We start from the raw sequence: 20,918 nt of genomic DNA, 5'->3' as shown, positions 1-20,918 counted from the left end.
ATACTGCGGCGACGGACGGGTGGTCCTGTCGTGGTCGTGAGCGGGTCAGGTGCGGTAGCGGACCGCGCGTGAGGTGCCCGATCGCGCGTAAGCGCCCGGTGCGGTGCCGAGCATCCGGCGGAAGTGCCGGGTCAGGTGGGACTGGTCGTAGAAGCCGACGGCCGGCGCCACCTCGGCCGGTGGCAGGCCGTCGAGCAGCAGGCGGCGGGCCAGGTCGACGCGGCGGCCGGTGAGGTAGCGGTGGCAGGCCGAACTCGCGGGTGAACGCGCGGACCAGGCGTTCCGGGGCGGCGGCCAGCCGGGTCGCGGCGTCGGTCAGGGTGAGGCCGTCGGTCACGTGGGCGTCCAGCAGGTCCCGCAACGTGCGGGCGAGGCCGGGCTCGGCGGCAGGTGTCCTCGGCGCTTGCCGGGTGAGGTGGGTGCGCAGCCGGTCCCGGACCAGCGCCAACCTCGACTCTGCCTCCCACTCGTCGCCGCCGTGCAGCACGCCGTGCAACTGGTGCACGCGCAGGCGCAACGCCGGGTCGGCGAACGCGGGGTGGTCGACCGCCGCGCCGACCAGGTCCGTGCCGAGGACGGACGTGTCGAGGTAGAGGACTCGCTTGCGGAAGCCCTCGGAGGTGGCGTTGCGGCCGTCGTGCGGCACGTGCGGTGGGAGCAGGGTGACCGACGCGGGCGGTGCGCCGTGCTCGCGGTGGTCCAGGCCGTAGGTCACCGTGCCGGTGTCGACCAGCAGCAACGTCCACGCGTCGTGCGTGTGCGCTGGGTAGGCGTGGTCGGTGAAGCGCGCGTGCAGCACCTCGGCGATGCCCGGCACGGCGGGCCGCCACGCGGCGATGTCGGGGCCCACGTCAAGAACGTACAAGACGGGCGCCGCCCGGTTCGGCGACGGTGTGCGGGTGGAACGATTCGAGACGAAGTTCGCCGTCCTGCTCCGCGACGACCTGGCGCCGTGGCAGGCGTTGAACGTGACCGCCTTCCTGGCCGGCGCCCTCACCTCGGCCGTGCCGGAGGCCGTCGGGGAGCCGTACGAGGACGCGGACGGCACGCGGTACCTGCCGATGCTCGGCCAACCGGTGCTCGTGCTGACCGGTGGCAAGGAGGTGCTGACCACCGCGCACGCCAAGGTGGTCGCGCGGGGGCTGACGTCGGCGGTGTTCACCTCCGACCTGTTCGCCACCGGCAACGACGCGGACAACCGCGCCGCCGTGCGGGCCGTGCCGCGTGCCGAGCTGGACCTGGTGGGCATCGGCGTGCACGGCCCGCGCAACGCCGTCGACAAGGCCCTCAAGGGCGCCCGGATGCACCCCTGACCATCGCCCGACCGCCGCGGCGACGTCGACCAGTCCAGGTGGGACGGCTCCGGCATCCGCGGACCGCGGCGACTCGATGACCATCCCAACGACTGTCACCGGTAAGCCTGACCTGCACGGAGTCGTTCTCCGCAAGCACAGCGTCGTTTCACCGACCACCCCTCCCCCTTCCGCAGTATTGCGGGCGAGGATGCTCCGAGGCCCGGGATCATCGTGGTGAGGCTCCGGATGTCGCAGGGAATGAGGTTCGGTTGACCGGTAACCCGGAGCAACGTTCCGAGACCACGAACGACTTCAGCGGCTCCGCCGGGACGGTGATCCAAGGGGGCACCATCACCGGTGACGTCCATGTGCACGCCGCCGCTGATGTCGCGCACTTCGCCGTCACGCCGCAGAACCCGCTTCCGCCCTCCACGCCCTTGGCGGTGCCGCACCGCCGGGTCGCCTCGAACCGACTGCACGGGCGTGAAGCATTCGTGGCGACGCTGACCGAAGGCGTGCGGCGCAGGACGGACCCGATCGACGCACCGAGGGTGTGGGCGCTGTGCGGGCTCGGGGGCACGGGGAAGACCACGATCGCCCTCGAAGTCGCCCATCGACTCGACCACGATCACCGGCACACGTGGTGGGTGTCGGCCTCGGACGCGACCGGTCTGTCGGCGGCGCTGCGGGCGGTGGCAACGGACGCCGGCGCGGCTCCCGTCGACTTCGACCACCTGCACCCGGCAGACGTCCTGTGGCGGAAGCTGGACGTGCTACCCGATCCGTGGCTGCTGGTGCTCGACAACCTCGACGACCTCGACGCCGCCTCCGCCGCCGGGCGCGCGTTGGCGGACGGCACCGGCTGGCTGCGCGCACCGCGCACGCCTCTCGGGACGGTCCTCGTCACCAGTCGGGAGACCCGCCGCGAGCGCTGGGGGTCGTGGGTGACGTTCCACGAAGTGGATCCGCTTCCCCTGCCCGACGCCGCGCGCGTGCTCCTCGACCTGGCCCCCGACGCGGGTGACGTGCGGGAAGCCGAACTGCTGGCCGCGGACCTGGGCGGCTTGCCGCTGGCCCTGGATCTCGCCGGCTCCTACTTGGCGACGACGGCCAGGGCGGTCTGGCCTGACGACGACGAACCCGTCACGTTCGCCGCGTACCGCACCGCGTTCGCCCACCGGCTAGCCGACGTGGCCGTGAACACCGTTGGTCGGTCGAGTGGATCCGAGCAAGCCCGCCGGGACATCTTCGCCACCTGGGAACTGTCCTTGGAACTGCTCGTGACCCAAGGCCACGACATCGCCCGGCCGCTGTTGAGGCTGCTCTCCTGCTTCGCCGAGACCTCCTTGCCGTACCAGATGGTGCTCGACTCCGAGGTGCTGCGCGCGGATCGACGCTTCGCGAGCCTGACCCACCGCGGCCTCCGGGACGCGTTGCAGGGGCTCGCGGGCCTGCGCCTGATCTCGATCACCTCCGGCGAGGCGGGACGCACCCTCGACATACACCCGGTCGTGCGAGCCGGTATCCGCTCCGGCCATGGCGTCGACTACTTGTCCCTGGTCACCGCGCTGCTGGAACGCGCCACCGCGCGCCTGTCCCCGGACGATCCCGGCACGTGGTCGCACTGGAGCTTGTTGGCGTCGCACTGCACCGCGGTGGTGCGGCTCCTCGTCGACACCCCGGGCGCGAGCGACCACCAGGTCCTGACCACCACCGCACTGGGTGTCCTGGCCGCCCGTCACCACTACACGGCCGGGTACTTCGAGGAGAGCGTGGGAGTGCTCCGGTCGGTGGTGAGCCTGCGCGAGCAGCGCTTCGGCCCGTCGCACCCCGAGACCCTGCACGGCAGGCGCCACCACGCACGCGCGCTCCTGGAGAACGGTGAGTTCCGAGCCGCGCTCGGCGAGTACGAACGCGTCCTGGAGCTGAGCCTGCCGCTGTTCGACCGGAACGACCCGCACCTGCTGTCCGCGCGTCGCGGACTGGGCCGCGCGCTGATGGCCGTCGGCCGCTTCACCGACGCGGAAGCGGTGCTCGACGAGCTCTTCCGCACCCTGGTCGAGGCGGGCCACGCCGAGGACGACCCGGAGACCCTCGCGAGCCGGTACCTTCGCGCCCTCGCGCTGGTCAACCTGGGCAAGCACGCGGAGGCGGAGCGGGAGTTGCGGTACCTGTTCGTGCTGCCCCAAGGAGTACCCAGTCGGTACGTGCTCGACGTCCGGCACCACATCGCCAGGTCGCTGCGGGGTCAGGGACGGATCGAGGAAGCCGAGGCGGAACTGCGGGACGCCATAGAGACCGCGTCGGCCACCTTCGCCCCGGAGCACCTGGCGCTCCTCGCGGCGCGGTACGAGTGGGCGCGGGACCTCCGGGACCTGGGACACCTCGACCAGGCCGAGCGCGCGCTTGACGCCATCCTCCACGTCACCGGTGAGCGGCTGCGGGAGGACCACCCGATCACCTTGGCCACACGACACGAACGCGCTACCGTGCTCCATCGGCGGGGTCACTACTCGGAAGCCCTGGCGGAGTTCACCGACGTCTGGCGGGTCAACTCGGACACCCTGGGCGAGGCGCATCCCGACACGTTGACGGTGCGCTACAACATGGCGTGCGTGCTGCTGGACCTGGAGGCGTTGAACGAGGCCTTCGTGCTGTTCGACGCCGTGGCCAACTCTCGATCAGCGGTGCTGGGCGAGGACCACCCGCAGACGGAGGAGAGCCGGTGGTACCGCGCACGCGTGCTCGACCTCCTGTCCACGTCGTCCTCGTCAACCGGGGAGAACGGGTCTGATTCGTGAACGGTCCGGACCCGCGGGAGCTCGACGGTCTGTCCATCATGGACATCCGGTCACTCGATCCGGAGAGCACCGACCGGATCACCCGGCGGTTGATCAGGCGTGCTCAGGCCACCACGTCCAGCATGGGCGGTCACGACGGCGGCGGCGGGTTCGACTACTCCAGCACGGAGGCCCAGTCCAACCCGATGCCCGATTCCAGGCCGGCGACGGAACTGCGGTCCCCGTCCGAGCGCGTGGAGCGGGAACCGAAGGCCCAGGACGGTGAAGCCGTTTCCGACGGTGCGCCGCCGAAGGAAGGATCGCCGGGGTGAACGGGCTGTCGTCGGCGGACTTGCGGGCATTCGGATCGGGTGACGACCGGGTGCTCACCCTGCTCGGCGCCAGCCGGTGGGGACCTCGGGTGCTGCTGATCGACGAGGTCGTCCGCCTGCTGCGTGACCGGCAGGACGCCGCCGGGCCCCTGCCTCCGGTGGAGCTGGCGTGGGACGAACTCACCCAACTGCACGACGACGAGCCCGAAGCGGTCCGTTCGGTCCTGCTCTACCCACAGGTGGGTCGGTGGTTGGGTTGGCTGGTACGCCGACTGCACGGGACCGGGGACGGGTCGCCGCCGTTGTGGCAGGACGCGGGGTACCTGTGGAGCCTGCTCGCCGCGGCGAAGGTCGTCGCGGGCGTGGACGTCGAAGTGCCCGTGCCGGTTCACGACGGCACAGCGGTCATACCGGGCATCGGGTTCGCCGCGTTCCCGGCACCCGAATCCGGTCATGCCCTGTTCCGGCCGGGTTCCGACATGTCGTTCCGCGGCGCGGCGGTGCGGCTGCCGCGCGACCTCACCACGACGACACCCGGCTGGCACCCGATCCCGGTGCTCACCGCCCCCCGAGCGGTGGCCCGGTTGGACTCCCACGATCCGTTCCGCGGGCTCGAGCGAACGCGGCCCCACCGCTCGCCGACGCAGCCCGGGCCCGAGGAGGTCGGGCTGTGGAACGAGATGTGGCGAGAGGCTTGGGGTGTGCTGTTCCGCAACGACGCCGCGCAGGCGAGGGCGATGGCAACCACGATGACAGTGGTGGTGCCGTGGTCGACGCGCGAGGAGACCGGCTTCACGAGCGCCACCGCCGAGGAGGCTTTCGGCGCGGTCATGCTCACCCGCCCTGCTCGACCCGTGCGGTTGGCGGAGACGCTCGTGCACGAGTTCCACCACACCAAGCTGTCCGGGCTGCTGGATCTGGTCGACCTGCTCGACGGGGACCGCGGCGCGCTGCTCTACACGGCTTGGCGTGACGATCCCCGTCCGCTGCAGGGCGTTCTGCACGGGGTGTACGCGTTCTCCGCGGTGACCGGGTTCTGGCAGCGACGATGTCGGATCGACGCTTCTCCCGAGGCGTGGTTCGAGTACGCGTACTGGCGACGCCAGGCCTACGACGTCGCGGTGGCGGTCGTCGACCGACCTGAGCTCACACCGGCCGGTCGTGCTTTCGTGCGCGGCATCGTCGATCGCCTGGCGGCTTGCACGGACGAGCCGCCTGCCGACGTGCTGTCGGCCGCCCTCGAGGCCGTCATCGACCACCGGGCGGAGTGGAGGCTGGCGCACGTCGTGCCGAACGGCGGCCGCGTGAGCGCTCTGGCGGAGATGTGGCTCGCCGGGACAAGGCCTTCGAGTGCCGCGTGGGTGGACGGGATCGGGACGCAGGTGCTCGACACCAAGCTGGGTTTCCTCCGCTCGGCGTCGCTCGACGACGACACCGCACTGTCCCCGGCCCGGCGCGCCTACCTGACCGGTGACCTCGTCCAGGCGCGCCAACTGTGCCTGGACGCGCTCGAACAGAGGCAATCCTGGGTCGTGCTGGGTCTCGTGGCGCGCCGGCGGGGCGATCACCACGTGGCAAGAGGCCTGTTGCGGTGTCCGGAACTGGTGCGGGCCGTCAGCACGCAGGTGCGCGACCGGACCGGCCGGACCGTCGAGGTGGAGACGGTGGCGGCATGGCTCGCGCCACCCGCCGGATCCGACGTCCCGCCGGTCCACGTCCACGGTTGACCACGTGGTCGGTTCCAGCGCCTGAGCCGCTGAGAAACCGGTCGCCCCGCGCGCTACGTCGATGTCCGGCCCTCAGCACTTCGACGGGGCCTCATGGTGCCAATCGAAGCTGACGTATTTCGCCGAGGAGAACCCCCGGACGTTGGTGGTCCGGTCGGTCAGCTTCAGCCAGTCTTTGATCCCGTCGACGTCATCCCCCACGGTGTAGCAGTGCAAGGTGACTTTGTGATCCCGATAGCCTCGTCCGTGAATGCGGGCGGAGAGGCGGGGTTCCGCGCGGATGGCGACGTCATCGTCGGTGAACCAGCCCTCCAGGTCGGCACTCGGCGCGGCCGCGGCAGGGGCCGGCCACAGGACGGACGCGAGGCAGAGGCCTACCAGGCCTGCGGATACCGGTCGCCGCGGCATGTGAGTTCCTTCCTCCGGCTGGTGTGCACCCTTGAGCCAAGAGCAGCAGTCCGGCCTGAGGCTGCGCAAGGTCCGTGCCGCGGCGTCACCCGGCAAATGGGCGAAACAAGCCGATCGAACGACTCGCCTGGCCACGGCAGCTCCGCCGGTGTCGGGCTTCAGGGGCGGAAGGCGCGGAGGGCGGCGGCGACCAGGGCGTCGGCGAAGGCGTCGTCCAGTGGGCCGGAGCGCAGCAGCCAGCGCTGGGCCAGTGGCGCGTACAGCAGGTCGATGACGAGGTCCAGGTCGGCGTCGGGGGACAGTTGGCCGGCCTCCTGGGCGCTGCGCAGCCGTCGTCGCTTCGCCTCGCGCATCGGCCGTTCCATTTTCTCCCGGTAGGCGGCGGCTAGCTCGGGGTCGTTGATGATCTCCGTGTTCAGCGCCCGGATCGGTGCCTCGAACCCGGGATCGGCGAACTCGGCCGCCGTCGCGCGCAGGACTGCTTTGAGGTCGGCCTCGACGTCGCCGGTGTCCGGCAGTTCGATGCCGCCGCCGTCGGGGCGTTCGCTCAGCGCCAGCAGGGAGTCGAAGACGACCGCGCCCTTCGACGGCCACCAGCGGTAGATCGTCTGCTTGCCCACGCCCGCGCGGGCGGCGATGGCCTCGATCGTCAGCTTGGCGTACCCGAGGTCGCCGATGAGCTCGCGCGTCGCGGTGAGGATCGCCACCCGGGACCGCTCGCTGCGACGGGTGCTGTTCGGCGTGGTGCTGGTGGCCATGGCGGCACTGTACTCGGAACGAGACGGTCCGTCTTGACTTGTGCCGTGGCGTCTGCCAGAGTTCCGGGCATCGAGACGGAACGTATCGTCTCACAAACTGGGGAGACGTCATGACGCGCGACCACTCTCGTACCTGGTTCATCACGGGCGCCTCGCGTGGTCTGGGGCGCGCGTTCACCGAGGCCGCGCTCGCGGCGGGCGATCGGGTCGTCGGCGTGGCCCGCGACGTCACGCCGTTGGCCGACCTCGTCGCCGAGTCCGGCGGCAGGCTGGTCGCCTTCCCGCTGGACGTGTCCGACCGGCAGGCCGTCGTGGTCGGCGTGGAGCGGGCGTTCGCGGCGTTCGGCCGGCTCGACGTCGTCGTCAACAACGCCGGTGGCGCGCTGCTCGGCATGGTCGAGGAGGTCACGGAGGAGCAGGCTCGCGCCCACCTCGACGTCAACTTCTTCGGCGCGCTCTGGGTGAACCAGGCGGTCGTCCCGCTCCTTCGGACACAGGGCTCGGGTCACATCGTGCAGGTCTCGTCGATGGGCTCGGCCGGGGGCTTCGCGGCGACCGGCCTGTACAGCGCGGGCAAGGCCGCGCTCGACGCCATGAGCGAGGCCCTGGCGATGGAGGTCGAGCGCTTCGGGATCAAGGTGACGATCCTGCAGCCCGGCGGCTACCGGACCGACCTGTTCACCCTCGGGCTGACGACGACCGGGGAGAACCCGGCCTACGCGCCGCTGCGCGCCTGGCTGAACGGGCTGTGGGCCGAGTCCGAGGACTTCGACCCGCGACTGGCCGCCGCGGTCCTGACGCAGGTGGTGGACCTGCCCGAACCGCCGAAGCGGCTGATCCTGGGCGCCGCGGCCTACGACATGGTCCAGGAGTTGGACGGCGCCCGCAGGGCCGAACTCGCCAAGTGGGAGCACCTCAGCCGGCAGGCGGGCTGACGTGCGCGGGTCCGCCCGCCGCCGTCGAGGCAGCGGGCGGACCCACGCCGATCAGGACGCGGTGCAGGTGAGGGTCGGCGTCCCGGCGGTGCCGGAGGCGACGAACCCGAACGTGGTGCTCGCGCCCGCGCCCACCGAGCCGTTGTAGGCGGCGTTGCGGGCGGTGACGGTGGACCCGCTGGTGGTCAGGGTGGCGCTCCACGAGGAGTTGATCCGCTCACCGTTGGTGAACGTCCAGCTCACCGCCCAGCCGGAGATCGCCGTCGCGCCGGCGGTCACGCGCGCCTCGACCTGGAAGCCGCCGTTCCACTGCGAGGTCACCCGGAAGGTGGCCGAGCAGCCCGCCGAGGGGTTCCCGGTCGTGGTCGTGGTGGTCGTCGTGGTCGTGGTCGTCGTGCTGGTCGGGGTGGTGGTGGTCGTGGTGCCACCGTCGGTGAAGTTCACGTCGCTGCACGCGTAGTAGCTCTGGTCGAGGTGGCTGGCCTGCCACACCGTGAACAGGACGTGGTGGCCGGTGCGGCCGGGCGCGTTGACCTCGACGGGCGTGCGCGTGCCGGTGGGGATCCTGCCGGTCTGGCCGACCAGTTCCAGGTCGCTCCACTTCACGGCCTGGGTCTTGGGGTCGAAGCCCTGCCTGGTGGCGTAGACGCGGATGTAGTCGGCGCCGTGCGAGGACGTGTCGTTCAGGTTGAGGGTGAACCGGCTGGGCTTGCTCGGGGCGACCCACGCGCCGACCTTGTCCATCGCGGCGTAACGGCCGTTGAAGGTCAGGCCGCCGCTGCACAGCTGCCCGTCGGGGATGGCGCCCTGGTGGTTGCCGGCGACGCCCTCGCGGAACAGGCCGTTCCAGTTGTACATCGCGGCCGGCTCGGCCTGCCACGCCTGGTAGCACATGGGGTCTTCGGTGGCCATCTGCTGCGACGGGCCGTTGGGCCAGCGGTTGTAGCAGCCGTAGTGGCGCGAGGGTGGGTCGCTGACCGCGCCGTGCGCGGAGGCGTTGCCCGCGCCGAAGGTGACCAGCACGGTCGTCAGCAGGGTCAGGCAGGCGCCGAGGATCGCGGACGCCCGCCAGACGGCGGCCTTGCCGCGGGCCGGCACGACCTTCGTCGGGGTTCCCGGTGCCCGGCGGCGCCGGTCGGGGACGTCTTCGGAGAAGCGAAGCATGTGTGTGACCGCCAAATCTTCGTTGATCGACGACGTGGACGCGCGGGTGCCTCCGCCCGCTTCTGGGAGCGCTCCCAGAACGGTGTTAGTGTCAGGCTGTGCCACCTGGTCGGCATCCGCCATTCGGGTTACGGGCTCGCAAAGCGGCCGTGCGGACCCGGGTGCGGGGGACGGATCGGACGCCGTGCTTGCGCCCTTCCGGGCCTTGCGCAACGTTGCGCAACGTGCGATGGGCCGCCCCGCGACGGTGTCCGCCGGTGGTCCTCGCCGGGAGAATTCGAGGCGTCGAAGGGGGATTCGGGGTGCCGCGCACGGAACGTCCGCTGGTCGAAGAGGACACGCCGGTGCTGAAGTTCGCGGGCGACCTGCGGCGGCTGCGCCGCGTCGCCGGGCTGCCGTCCTACCGCGAGCTGGGCCGCCTGGCGAACTACTCGCCCGCCGCGCTGTCCGAGGCGGTGGCCGGACGGAGGTTGCCCAGCCTCGCGGTGACCAGGGCGTTCGTCCGCGCGTGCGGGGGAGACGTCGAGGAGTGGACGGCCCGCTGGCGCGAGCTGGCCGCCGAGGGCCCGGACGACGGCGACGCGCCCTACGTGGGGCTGGCCGCCTACCAGGTCGGCGACGCCGACCGGTTCTTCGGCCGCGAGGCCGAGGTGGGCCGACTGCTGGCGCTGGTGCGCGAACGGCCCTTCGTCGGGGTGTTCGGCGCGTCCGGCGCGGGCAAGTCGTCGTTGCTGCGCGCGGGACTGGCCGCCCAGTGGGGCGCGCACCTGGTCGTCACGCCCGGCTCGGACCCGATCACCGAGTTGGCCGCGGCGCTCGCCGACGACCGGTCCGCGGTCGAGGTGCGCGCCGAGCTCGCCGCCGACCCCGAGCACCTGCGCGTCCTGCTGCGCCGGGCCGCCGACGACCTGCTGCTCGTGGTCGACCAGTTCGAAGAGGTCTTCACCCACTGCCGGGAAGCCGACCGCCGCTGGTTGGTGCACGCGCTCACGCACGCCGCGGGCGCCGCCCACGTCGTCATCGGCGTGCGCGCCGACTTCTACGGCCACTGCGCCCGCCACCCCGAGCTGCTCGACGCGCTGCACCGCTCGCAGTCGCTCGTCGGCCCGATGAACGCCGAGCAGTTCCGCCGCGCGGTCGTCGAACCCGCCGCCCGCCGGGGAGCCTCGCTGGAGAACGCCTTGGTGGCACGGCTGATCGCGGACGTCACCGCCCAGTCGGGCGCGCTGCCGCTGGCCTCGCACGTGCTCGTCGAGACGTGGCGACGGCGCCGTGGCGCGGTGCTCACGTTGGCGGGGTACGAGGACGCGGGCGGCGTCGAGCACGCCCTGGCGCGCACCGCCGAACAGGTCTACGACGCGTTACCCGAGCCGGACCGGGAGGCGGCGCGGCAGGTGTTCCAACGCCTGGTCGCACCCGGTGACGGCACCGAGGACACCCGCCGCCGCGTCGCCCGCGCCGAACTCGACGCGGGCGACGCGCTGCTCGACCGGCTCGCCGCGGCCAGGCTGATCACCCTCGACCGGCACACCGTGGAGCTGACCCACGAGGCGCTGCTGCGCGCGTGGCCGAGGCTGGTCGGCTGGCTGGACGAGGACCGCGAGGCGCTGCGCGCGCACCGCAGGCTCACCAGCGCCGCCGACGCCTGGCGCGCGCACGACCGCGACCCCGACGCGCTCTACCGCGGCGTCCACCTCGACCAGGCACGCCGCCTGGCGTCCCGCCTCAACCCCGCCGAACGCGAGTTCGTCGACGCGGGCCTGGCCGCCGAACGCGACCGCGAGGCGGTGCGCAGGCGGGGCGTGCGCAGGCTGCGGCGACTCGTCGCCTGCCTCGCCGCGCTCGTCCTGCTGCTCACCGCCACCGCGGCCTACGCGGTCACCGCCCAGCGCGCCGCCACCCGCGAGCGCAACCAGACGCTGTCGATGCGCGCCGCCGACTCCGCCCTGGACCTGCTGACCCGCCCGCGCGAAGCGGCGACGCTCGCCTTGGCGGCCTACCGCGTCGCACCCACCACCCAGTCCCGCGACGCGCTGCTGCTCGCCCGCGCGGCCGGCGCCGCCACCACCCTGGGCAGTGGTCACGTGCGCGTGCCCGGCCGCCTCTCGGTGACCCAGGAGTTCGGCGCCGAACCCGGGTTGCCGGGGACCATCCGGCTCTGGGCCGGCGCGGAACAGCAGCAGGCCGGCCGGATCCCGCTGCCGCCCACCGGTTTCCTGAACCTGATCAGCGCCGACGAGCGCACCGCGCTCGTGGTGGTCGACCGCGACGAGTTCCAGCTGTGGGACATCAGCGACCCCGCCGCGCCGCGCGTCACGAGCACCATGACCGACTGGCCGTTCCCCCTCGGCGTCGACGCGGCGGGCACCCTCATGACCGCCGTCGAGGACGGCGCCGCGGTCCACTGGCGACCCGGCGACACCACCCGCACCCGCCTGCCCGCCGACGGCGTCGAGTACGCCATGCCGCTGGACGACGGCTCCGGCGTGGTCCTGGCCCGCCACGACGGCGACCGGCGGCAGGTGGAGGTGTGGTCCTCGGACGGCCGGGTCACGCCGGTGTTCGGCCGCGACTCGCGGCTGATGCTCGTGCCGGGCCCGGGGCGCATGCTCGCCGTCCACGGCCGGGACGACGCGCACCTCGCCGTGCTCGACGGCGCCACGACGCTGCTGGAGGCGGACGGGATCCCGGAGTCGGCCGTGGTCGAGTTCGCCCGCGACGGCGGGGCCGTCACGGCGGTGCACCGCGACTCGGTGTGGTTGTGGGACCTGCGCGGTGGGGAACCGCTGGCGCTGCGCGCGCCCGGGGTGGAGTTCAGCTTCGTGCGCTACGAGCACGGCGAGCTGCTGATGGTGGACACCCGCGGCGCGCTGTGGCGGCTCGCGGTGGACGTCGACCGGGTGATCCGCGAGGTGTGCCCCGAACTGGTGGACGTCGACTGGGCGGCGCACTTCCCCGGGGTGGCGGAACGGCCGCTGTGCCCGTGACGGCGCCGGGCGGGAGGGCGGACACCCGCCCGGCGCCTGCCGGGACCGTCAGCCGAGCCGGTAGGCCCGGATCACGGTCTGGCTCAACTCGCCGCCCCGGCCGTCGGTGGCGTGCACGCGCAGCGAGGCGAACGTCCCCGGCTTCGCCCGGTTGCCCACGAGCGCCGCGCGGCCCAGCACCGGGAGGCTCACCCAGCTCGCACCGTCGTCATAGGACACCTCCACGCGGAAGTGGCGCAGCGGCGCGTTGTCCACGCCACGCTGCTGGTCCACCACCAAGGGCACGGTCAGCGGTCGGTACGCGGGCGCGCTGCCCGTGCCGTCCAGCTCCGGGGTGAACCGCACCACCGACATCGGCAGCCGTCGTTCGCGGTTCGTCGTGTCCGAGCGGAACGTCCAGTCGACCTCGATGCGCGTGCTGAAGTCCGAGACCTCCGGCGCGCGCGTCACCTCGGTCCGCGCCCGGAACACCGCGGGCCCCGGCGGCACCGCGAACACCCCGTGCCCGCTGCTGTCGTTCTCGCCGACCAGCTCACCGTCGCGGTACAGCGCGGTCCGCGCGGACGTGACCCTGGAGTAGCCCTCGTTGCCCTCCCGGTCGCCGAACAGCGACAGCGAGACCGCCACCTCGTTCCCGGTGCGGGCCAGGTTCGGGTAGTCGCCGGAGTACATCACCGGACCGATGACGGGCGCGCCGAACGACCGGTCGTAGGTCCGGCCCGCGCCGTACCGCTCCTGCTTCGCGGTCATCAGAGCTCCCTCGTCGGTGTACAGCGTTTCCCAGGCGACATCCGGTGTCGTGTACCGCGTGAAAACGGGCCCGGGGGCCAAGTCCGTGAACAAGCCCGGACCGGCCGCACCCGACGGCGCGACCACCCAGCCGCCCAACGCCCGGTACCCACCGGTGTCCTTCAGGGCGATCGTGGTGCGCACCTTCGCCAGGTCCGACTCACGCGGCCGGCGCACGAACCCGTCGGGCACCCGGCCCTGCTCGACCCACCCCAGCCAGTAGGACGCCGACGGGCTCTCGGACTGCGCGGAGATGAAGACGTCCAACTCGCCCGCGGGCAGCGCCGGCCCGGCGTGACCGACCCGCGTCCCGGCCCGGAAACCGCCGGGCTGGTACAGCCCCACGCTCACGGTCTGCTCGCCGAGCCGGCGCTCGACCAGCAGGCGGTGCTCGCCCGCGGTCGCGGCCGGATCGGGCGCCACGACCTCCAGCGGTCCCGCCGGCCGGGCGTCGAGGACGACGTGCGCCGCTCCCTCCACCCGGAGGTCCGGCCGCGTGACGATCGTGTGCGGGCCCTCCTCCGGGCCCAGCAGCGCCTGCACCACGTAGTCGCCCTTGGGCAGCCGCACGGCGCCGTCCCGCACGTAGGTGTGCGCGCCGGTGGCCAGGTGCACCAGGAGCGTGAACGCCCGGCCCTCGGGCGCGCCGGGGTAGTCGAAGGTGACCGGGTAGCTCTCCACCTCGCGGTTGAGGCCGACCGGCGTCCGCAGCACCTCCGCGCCGCCTGCGGTCGCCACCACCGTGCCCGAGTGCGCGCCGTCTGCGGCCGCCTGCCGCGCGTCGCCCGTGACGGCGACCTCGGCCGCGCCGCCCGCCGGGACGGTGATGCTCGTCGGGGACACCGAGAACACGCCGGGCCCGTTCGCCCGCACCGCCAGGTCCAGCGTGACCGGCTGCGCGCCGTCGTTGCGGTAGACCACGGGTTTCGTGGTGGGTTTGTCGTCGTCGTGCGGCCACTCGTGCCTGCCGAGGACGACCGACGTGGGTTCGCTGGTGATCGTCGTGGACAACGCGGCGGCGATGTCCAGGCGGCCCGAGCCCTGGTCGTGCAGGCCCAGCGCCGGGTTCGGCCGCGCCGAGGCGGTCAGCGCCGCCTTGAGCCGCGCGCCGGTCCAGTCCGGGTGCCGCTGCGCCAGCAGCGCCGCGGCGCCGGCGACGTGCGGCGAGGCCATCGACGTGCCGGACAGCGCCATGTGGTGCTCGCCGACGGGCGCGCCGAGAAGTCCGCCGGTGCTCGCCTTCGCCGCGACGATGTCCACGCCCGGCGCGGTGATGTCGGGCTTGACCGCGCCGTCGGCGACCCTCGGTCCCCGGCTGGAGAAATCGGCCACCGAGTCGTCGCGCGCCACCGCGCCGACGGTCAGCGCGGCGTCGGCGGTGCCGGGCGAGAGCAGGGTGCCCGGCGCGTCGCCGGAGTTGCCCGCCGAGACCACGAACAGCGTGCCGTGGCTCGCCGACAGGGCGTCCACGGCGGCCTCGACCGGGTCGACGTCGTCGCTGGGCGGCAGGCCGAGGCTGACGTTCACCACGTCCGCGCCCTGTTCCGCGGCCCAGCGCATCCCCTCGATGATCGCGGACTCCGGGCAGAAGCCCTCGCGGTCGCACACCTTCGCGTCGAGCAGCCGCGCGTCCGGCGCGACGCCCCGGTAGGGCGCGCGGTGGCCGACGATCGTGGCCGCGACGTGCGTGCCGTGGCCGTAGCGGTCGACGCCGTCCTGCTCGCGGGTGAAGTCGCGCCCGGCGACCTCCCTCCCGACCAGGTCGGGGTGATCACCCTCCACGCCCGTGTCGACGACCGCGACGGTCACGCCCGCGCCGGTCAGCCCGGCCGCCCACGCCGCCGGCGCGCCGACCTGCGTGGTGCTGCGGTCCAGCAGCGGGCGGGCCATCCCGTCCAACCACACCTTGCCGGGGCCCTCGGGCAGTTCGAGCCACCCGGTCGACTTCGGGACCTCGGCCGCCACCGCGTCCACGGCGGGCAGCGCGTCGGCCACCCGTGCGCCCGACGGCGGCCGGCCCCCGGAGACGATCACCGGCACGGTGTCGCGCCGCGCGTCGTCGTACCCCGCCTCGACCAGCCCGGTGACGTCGAACAGCCGCTGGTCCACCCGGCCCTCGGCCAGCGGCCGGGCCACGTCGGCCGGGACCACGCGCAGGCGGCCCGCGTGCCGGGTGACCTGGAACGAGACGTCCTGCCGGTGCGCGCCGGGGGTGACGGAGACCAACCGGTCGCCGTCGAGGACGACCCGGTCGCCGGTGACGAGGGTGACGGTCTTGCGGTCGTCCGGCGACGACGTCGTGCCCCGCGCGCCGCCGGGCGCGGTCGTGTCCGGTGGTGTGCCGTCGGGTGCGGCGTGGGCGGGCGCCGCCGTTCCCGCCAGTGCGGCGGCCAGCGCCAGCGCCACTGCTCTTCGCGCCACGGGACCTCCCTGTCCGTAGGGGAGAGCCCGTGCCTCGAACGCCGCGGCACGGGCTCCGTCATCGGACCCGAGTCAAGCGGCGCGGAGGATGTTCAGCTTCGCCCTGGGCAGGCTGAACAACGAATTGTGAACACCGGCGGCGGCGATCTAGGCCGGGTCGTCGGAGTCGGCGAAGTCGCGCAGGACCATCGCGGTCAGCGCCTCGACGTCGGCGTCGACCATCGGCACGCCGGTCATGCCCATCCGGTGCAGCAGGGTCCCGACGACGACGTCGATGAAGAGCAGGACCCGGTCCTCCGGCAGCCCCAGCGCGTCCACGAGCACGGCGAGGTACGGGGCCTGCAACCGCGTCGACAGGACCTCGCGCAGGGTCGGATCGCTGATGGCGTCCACGAACACGCCCGCGAACGCCGCGGCGACCCCCGGCTCGCCGATCTTCGCCGCGGCCAACCGGATGGCCGAGGACAGGATCTCGGCCCGGTCCTCGCTCTCCGGCCGCAGCGGGCCGAACGTGTCGAGGATGCAGTCCACGATCAGGGCGCCCTTCGACTCCCACCGGCGGTAGAGCGTCGTCTTCGCGACCCCCGCCGCCGCCGCGATGCGGTCCATCGTCGCGCCCGCGTAGCCGAGCTCGTGGATCGTGCCCAGCGTCGCGGCGAAGACCACCGCGTCGATGCCGGCGCGCGGACGACCGGGCGGCCTGCCGGACGGGGTCGCTGGGGTCATGACCCCACGATAGCCAATTGCGCTACGATCGGTATCGATACCATCGGTAGCGAAACTACGGTGGTCGAGGAGGAGACATGGACGACGTCACCGGCGTCGAACGCCCCTCGCCGGGGGTCCGACTGCTGCACGCCCTGCGGAAGGAGCAGGACTGGTCCGCGATGACGACGGAGGAGCTGATCGCCTTCCGCGAGGTGGAGAACCGCAAGCGGGCGTCCCGCCTGCTCCGGGTGGTCACCGGGTGGCCCGCGCGCGGCGCCGGGATCCGGTGGCGGGAGGTGGCGTTGCCCGACCGGGAGGTCCGGGTCCGGGTGTACCGGCCGTCACCGGACCGCGGCGGGGACGACGACCTGCCACTCGTGCTGCACGTGCACGGCGGCGGGTTCGTCGGCACGGCGGCGCAGAGCGACTGGGTGAACAGCCACCTCGCCGCGCGGCTGCCCGCGGTGGTCGTCTCGGTCGAGCACCGGCTCCTCGATCCGGGGACCCCGCTGCCGGCGGCCGTCGACGACGGTTGGGACGTGCTGCGGCACGTGGTGCGGCACGCCGGGGAGTGGGGGATCGACCCGGCGCGCACCGCGGTCTTCGGGGAGAGCAACGGCGGGCTGATCGCCGCGCTGGTCGCGATCCGGGCCAGGGAAGCCGGGCTGCCCCTCCAGGCGCAGGTGTTGGTCAACCCCGCGCTCGACCTGACCGAGGCGGGGTTCGACCACCCGTCGATGACCCGGCACGCGCACAGCCCGACGCTGACCCTGCCGCACCTGCGGCTGTACCGGCGACTGGCCGTTCCGCCGGGAACGGATGCCCGTCCGCTGTCGCCGCTGCGCGCGGACGACCTGAGCGGGCTGGCCCCCGCGCTCGTCGTGGTGCCGACCGTCGACCCGCTGGCCGACCACGGCCGCCGTTACGCCGAACGGCTGCGGGAGGCGGGGACGCCCGCACGGCTCACCGAGCACGCCGGGGCGACGCACGGGTTCCTCAGCATGCCTGGCGTGGTGCGGCAGGCGAAGGCCGCGCGGGCGGAGGTCGCCGGGTTCCTCCGGGACCGCCTCCTGGCCGGGTCGACGAAGGTGGGGGACCGATGACCGCCGCCGAGGTGTCCGCGGCACCGGGCGTCGACCCGGCCAGACCGAGCCTGGCAGGGCTGCTGCGCCCTCACCGGTGGGCCTTCGCCGCCGTCGTCGTGCTCCAGGTGGTCGGCGCGGTCGCGGGGCTGGCGCCGTTGCTGGCGGTGGTCGAACTGGGCCGTGCGCTGCTGTCGCCCGCCCCGGTCGACCACGGCCACGTGTGGTTCGTCGTGGTCGCGGGCGCGGTCGGGCTGTTCGTGCGGCTGCTGTTCACCTCCGCGTCGGCCGCCGTCGGGCACCTCCTCGACGGCCGGGTGCAGCTGTCGTTCCGGCGGGCGCTGGCCGATCGGCTGGGGCACGCGCCGATCGGCTGGTTCGCCCACCGCCGGACCGGCGAGCTGGCGAAGGTCGTGGGGGAGGACGTGAGCGCGGTGCACCCGGTCATCGCCCACGCACCCGGTGAGCTCGTGTCCGCGTTCGTGGTGCCGCTGGTGTCGTTGGTCTACCTGGTCACCGTCGACTGGCGGCTCACGCTGATCACGTTGGCGCCGGTGGTGCTCGCGGTGGCGCTGGTCCCGCTGATGATGACGCCGGCCCGGCTGCGCGAGCAGGAGGAGTTCGACGGCGCCATGGGGCGGATCGCGAGCTCGGTGGTCGAGTTCGTGCGGGGCATCGCCGTGGTGAAGGCGTTCGGCGGTGGCGAGCGCGCGCACCGCCGGTTCCGCACGGCGGTGGACGACTTCGTCGGCGCCTTCAACCGGTGGGTGCACGGCATGGCCGGGCCCGCCGCCGGGATGCAGCTGGCGCTGTCGCCGCCGTTCGTGCTGCTGGTCGTGCTGGTCGGCGGGGCGGTCCTGATCACGTCCGGCGGCCTGGCGCCGGCCGACCTGCTGCCGTTCGTGCTGCTCGGGCTCGGCCTGACGGCTCCGGTGGCGGCCCTCGGCCACGGTTTCGACGACCTCCAGGCCGCACGGCGCGCGCTCGACCGGATCCGGGACGTGCTGGCGGTGCGACCGCTGCCGGAGCCCGCGCACCCGGTCGCGCCGCGCGGGCACCGGGTGGAGCTGCGCGACGTCCGCTTCGGCTACGAGCCGGGGCACGAGGTGCTGCGCGGGATCGACCTGGTGCTCGAACCGGGCACGACCACCGCGGTCGTCGGCCCCTCGGGCAGCGGCAAGTCCACGCTGGTCCAGCTGTTGCCGCGGTTCTTCGACCCGACCGGGGGCGCGGTCGTGCTCGGCGGCGTCGACCTGCGCGACCTCGACGGCCGCGAGCTCTACCGGACGGTGTCGTTCGTCTTCCAGTCCACGTCCCTGCTGCGCGCGTCGGTCGCGGACAACATCGCGCTGGCCGTGCCGCACGCCGATCGCGACGACGTGGTCCGCGCCGCCCGGCTGGCCGACATCCACGAGCGGATCCTCGAACTGCCGCGCGGGTACGAGTCGGTGATCGGCGAGGACGCCGGGCTGTCGGGCGGCGAGGCGCAGCGGATCTCGCTGGCCCGCGCGCTGCTCGCCGACGCGCCCGTGCTGGTGCTGGACGAGGCGACCGCCTTCGCCGACCCGCGGACCGAACAGGCGGTGCGCCGGGCCCTGGCGGCGTCGGCGGGCGATCGGACGACCCTCGTGATCGCCCACCGCCTGGAGACGATCGCCGACGCCGACACCGTCGTGGTGCTGGAGGACGGTGCGATCGTGGAGCGCGGCGCACCCGCCGAACTGCTGGCGCGCAACGGGAAGTTCGCCGCGTTCTGGCACTCGCACCGAGCGGCGACGGCCGACGGAACCCCCGCCCGGGAAGGAAGCGAACCCCGATGATCCGGATGTTGCTGCGGGTGCTCGGGAACGAGTACGCCCGGCCGGTGCGCCGCACCGTCACCCTGATGACGGTCACCGCGATGGCCGAAGGCCTGTCCTACGCCCTGCTGGTCCCCGTGCTGCGGGCGCTGCTCGGGCCCGCACCGGGGGACGTCCGGCCGTCGTTGGTCGCGTTCGGCGCCGCCGTCGCGGTCTACGCGGTGCTGCGCTACCGCAGCGACCTGTCCGGGTTCCGCGCCGGGACCACGTTGCTGCGCGGCATGTACCACCGGCTCGGCGACCACCTCGCCCGGCTGCCCGTCGGCTGGTACGACGGCCGCCGGGTCGGGGAGCTGTCCGTCCTGGCCGGCACCGGGGTGTTGCAGGCCATGGGTGTGATCGCGCACCTGCTGGCGCCGTTCGTCTCCGCCGCCGTGACGCCGCTGACGATCGTGTTGGTGATGCTCGGCTTCGACTGGCGGTTGGGGTTGGCCGCGTTGGCCGCCGCACCGGTCGTGGCGGCGGTCCAGTCCTGGACGGGGCGCTCGGCGGCCGCCACCGACGCCGAGCGCGCCGAACGCGACCACGAGGCCGCCGGGCGGGTCATCGAGTACCTCCAGGCGCAGCCGGTGCTGCGGGCCGGCGGCCGGACCGCCGAGCGCTTCCGGTCGCTGGACGACTCGCTGCGGGACGTCCGGCGCGCGTCACGCCGCTCCGTGCGGTCCGCGCTGCCCGGCGCGGTGGGCCTGGCGCTGGCGGTGCAGGCGATGTTCACCGTGGTGCTCGTCCTGGGCGCGTACCTCGCGCTCGGCGGGCACATCGGCGCGGCCGAGGTCGTCGCGATCCTGGTGCTGGCCGCCCGGTGCGCGGATCCGCTGCTGTCGCTGTCGGACATCGGCGGCAAGCTGCGCGGCGCGCGTTTCGAGCTGGCGCGGCTCGACGAGGTGCTGCGCACCGAGCCGCTGCCACGACCGCGTGAGCCGGTCCGGCCGCGGCACCACGGGCTGGAACTCGACTCCGCCACCTTCCGGCACGGCGACCGCACGGTGGTCGACGACGTGTCGTTGACCGTGCCGGAGGGGCAGCGGCTCGCCGTGGTCGGACCGTCGGGCGCGGGCAAGAGCACGCTGCTCCAGCTGCTCGCGCGGTTCTACGACGTGGACGCGGGCGCGGTGCGCGTGGGCGGCGTGGACGTGCGTGCCGTCGACACCGAGGAGCTGATGGCCCGGATCGCGTTCGTGTTCCAGGACGTCTACCTCTTCGACGGCACGATCGAGGAGAACGTGCGCCTCGGCCGTCCCGACGCGAGTGCCGCCGAGGTGCGGCAGGCAGCGGCGGCGGCGCGGTTGGACGAGGTGGTCGAGCGGCTGCCCGGCGGGTGGGCGACGAACGTCGGCGAGGGCGGCACGCGGCTCTCGGGCGGTGAGCGCCAGCGCGTCTCGATCGCGCGGGCGCTGCTGAAGGACGCGCCGATCGTGCTGCTGGACGAGGTGACCTCCGCCCTCGACCCGGTGAACGAGGCGGCCGTCCACGACGGCGTCGAGCGCCTGATGGCCGGCCGCACGGTGGTGATGGTGGCGCACCGGATGCGGACCGTCCGACGGGCCGACCGGGTCGTCTTCCTCGACGGCGGCCGGATCGTGGAGGAGGGCTCCCACGAAGAGCTGCTGCGCCTCGGTGGCCGCTACGCCGACTTCTGGCACCTGTCGGAGGCGACGCCGGTCTCGTGAGAC

14 protein-coding genes and 1 pseudogene are annotated in these 20,918 nt (G+C 73.4%); 9 read left to right on the top strand and 6 right to left on the bottom strand.

Going from position 1 to position 20,918, the window contains the following annotated elements; genetic code table 11:
- Positions 1-45 precede the first annotated feature (45 nt).
- Positions 46-850 (bottom strand): annotated as a pseudogene (locus tag AB0I91_RS29030) (AraC family transcriptional regulator).
- Positions 851-899: 49 nt separating this feature from the next.
- Between AB0I91_RS29030 and AB0I91_RS29025 the strand changes: the two are divergent.
- The 4 genes from AB0I91_RS29025 (at position 900) to AB0I91_RS29010 (ending at position 6,134) form a co-directional block, all read left to right on the top strand.
- The gene (locus AB0I91_RS29025) at positions 900-1,313 is read left to right on the top strand and encodes a DUF2000 family protein (RefSeq protein WP_498779414.1); all 414 of its coding nucleotides are present in this window, start codon (positions 900-902) and stop codon (positions 1,311-1,313) included.
- Positions 1,314-1,564: 251 nt separating this feature from the next.
- A complete protein-coding gene (locus AB0I91_RS29020) occupies positions 1,565-4,096 on the top strand; it encodes a tetratricopeptide repeat protein (protein ID WP_499614242.1) in 2,532 nt (843 codons plus the stop codon).
- Entirely contained in the window at positions 4,093-4,407 is a 315-nt protein-coding gene (locus AB0I91_RS29015; RefSeq protein ID WP_498779410.1) for a hypothetical protein, read from the top strand. Before AB0I91_RS29020 ends, AB0I91_RS29015 begins: the two co-directional genes overlap by 4 nt.
- On the top strand, positions 4,404-6,134 hold the full coding sequence (locus tag AB0I91_RS29010) for an HEXXH motif domain-containing protein (protein ID WP_499639753.1): 1,731 nt from the start codon (positions 4,404-4,406) through the stop codon (positions 6,132-6,134). Before AB0I91_RS29015 ends, AB0I91_RS29010 begins: the two co-directional genes overlap by 4 nt.
- A gap of 72 nt (positions 6,135-6,206) precedes the next feature.
- Here AB0I91_RS29010 and AB0I91_RS29005 read toward each other — a convergent pair whose 3' ends face one another.
- Together AB0I91_RS29005 and AB0I91_RS29000 are read right to left on the bottom strand one after the other, a co-directional pair.
- A complete protein-coding gene (locus tag AB0I91_RS29005; RefSeq protein WP_498779406.1) occupies positions 6,207-6,542 on the bottom strand; it encodes an SH3 domain-containing protein in 336 nt (111 codons plus the stop codon).
- A gap of 158 nt (positions 6,543-6,700) precedes the next feature.
- Entirely contained in the window at positions 6,701-7,300 is a 600-nt protein-coding gene (locus AB0I91_RS29000; RefSeq protein WP_499614247.1) for a TetR/AcrR family transcriptional regulator, read from the bottom strand.
- Positions 7,301-7,410: 110 nt separating this feature from the next.
- On the opposite strand from AB0I91_RS29000, the gene AB0I91_RS28995 reads away from it, so the two are divergent.
- Positions 7,411-8,235, top strand: a complete 825-nt coding sequence (locus AB0I91_RS28995) for an SDR family NAD(P)-dependent oxidoreductase (protein ID WP_498779403.1) — start codon at positions 7,411-7,413, stop codon at positions 8,233-8,235.
- 51 nt (positions 8,236-8,286) lie between these two features.
- Here AB0I91_RS28995 and AB0I91_RS28990 read toward each other — a convergent pair whose 3' ends face one another.
- A complete protein-coding gene (locus tag AB0I91_RS28990) occupies positions 8,287-9,399 on the bottom strand; it encodes a lytic polysaccharide monooxygenase auxiliary activity family 9 protein (RefSeq protein WP_499639751.1) in 1,113 nt (370 codons plus the stop codon).
- A 302-nt stretch (positions 9,400-9,701) separates the two neighbouring features.
- Between AB0I91_RS28990 and AB0I91_RS28985 the strand changes: the two genes are divergently transcribed.
- Complete coding sequence (locus AB0I91_RS28985) at positions 9,702-12,386, top strand: nSTAND1 domain-containing NTPase (RefSeq protein ID WP_499639749.1); 2,685 nt, start codon at positions 9,702-9,704, stop codon at positions 12,384-12,386.
- Between the two features lie 48 nt (positions 12,387-12,434).
- On the opposite strand, the gene AB0I91_RS28980 is transcribed toward AB0I91_RS28985, so the two are convergent.
- Entirely contained in the window at positions 12,435-15,596 is a 3,162-nt protein-coding gene (locus tag AB0I91_RS28980; protein WP_499639747.1) for a S8 family serine peptidase, read from the bottom strand.
- A 147-nt stretch (positions 15,597-15,743) separates the two neighbouring features.
- On the bottom strand, positions 15,744-16,322 hold the full coding sequence (locus AB0I91_RS28975) for a TetR family transcriptional regulator (RefSeq protein ID WP_499614257.1): 579 nt from the start codon (positions 16,320-16,322) through the stop codon (positions 15,744-15,746).
- A 77-nt stretch (positions 16,323-16,399) separates the two neighbouring features.
- On the opposite strand from AB0I91_RS28975, the gene AB0I91_RS28970 reads away from it, so the two are divergent.
- From AB0I91_RS28970 to AB0I91_RS28960, 3 genes are read left to right on the top strand one after another with little or no spacing between them, the layout of a single operon-like run.
- Complete coding sequence (locus tag AB0I91_RS28970; protein WP_499639745.1) at positions 16,400-17,407, top strand: alpha/beta hydrolase; 1,008 nt, start codon at positions 16,400-16,402, stop codon at positions 17,405-17,407.
- The gene (locus AB0I91_RS28965) at positions 17,404-19,206 is read left to right on the top strand and encodes an ABC transporter ATP-binding protein (RefSeq protein ID WP_499639743.1); all 1,803 of its coding nucleotides are present in this window, start codon (positions 17,404-17,406) and stop codon (positions 19,204-19,206) included. Before AB0I91_RS28970 ends, AB0I91_RS28965 begins: the two co-directional genes overlap by 4 nt.
- Complete coding sequence (locus AB0I91_RS28960) at positions 19,203-20,915, top strand: ABC transporter ATP-binding protein (RefSeq protein WP_499639741.1); 1,713 nt, start codon at positions 19,203-19,205, stop codon at positions 20,913-20,915. Before AB0I91_RS28965 ends, AB0I91_RS28960 begins: the two co-directional genes overlap by 4 nt.
- Positions 20,916-20,918 lie beyond the last annotated feature (3 nt).

The sequence above is a fragment of the Actinosynnema sp. NPDC049800 genome (assembly GCF_040656635.1).
In the GTDB taxonomy this organism is placed as follows: Bacteria; Actinomycetota; Actinomycetes; order Mycobacteriales; family Pseudonocardiaceae; genus Actinosynnema.
The sequence above is the reverse complement of the archived record's forward strand: the minus strand, read 5'-3'. Positions and strand labels throughout refer to the sequence as shown.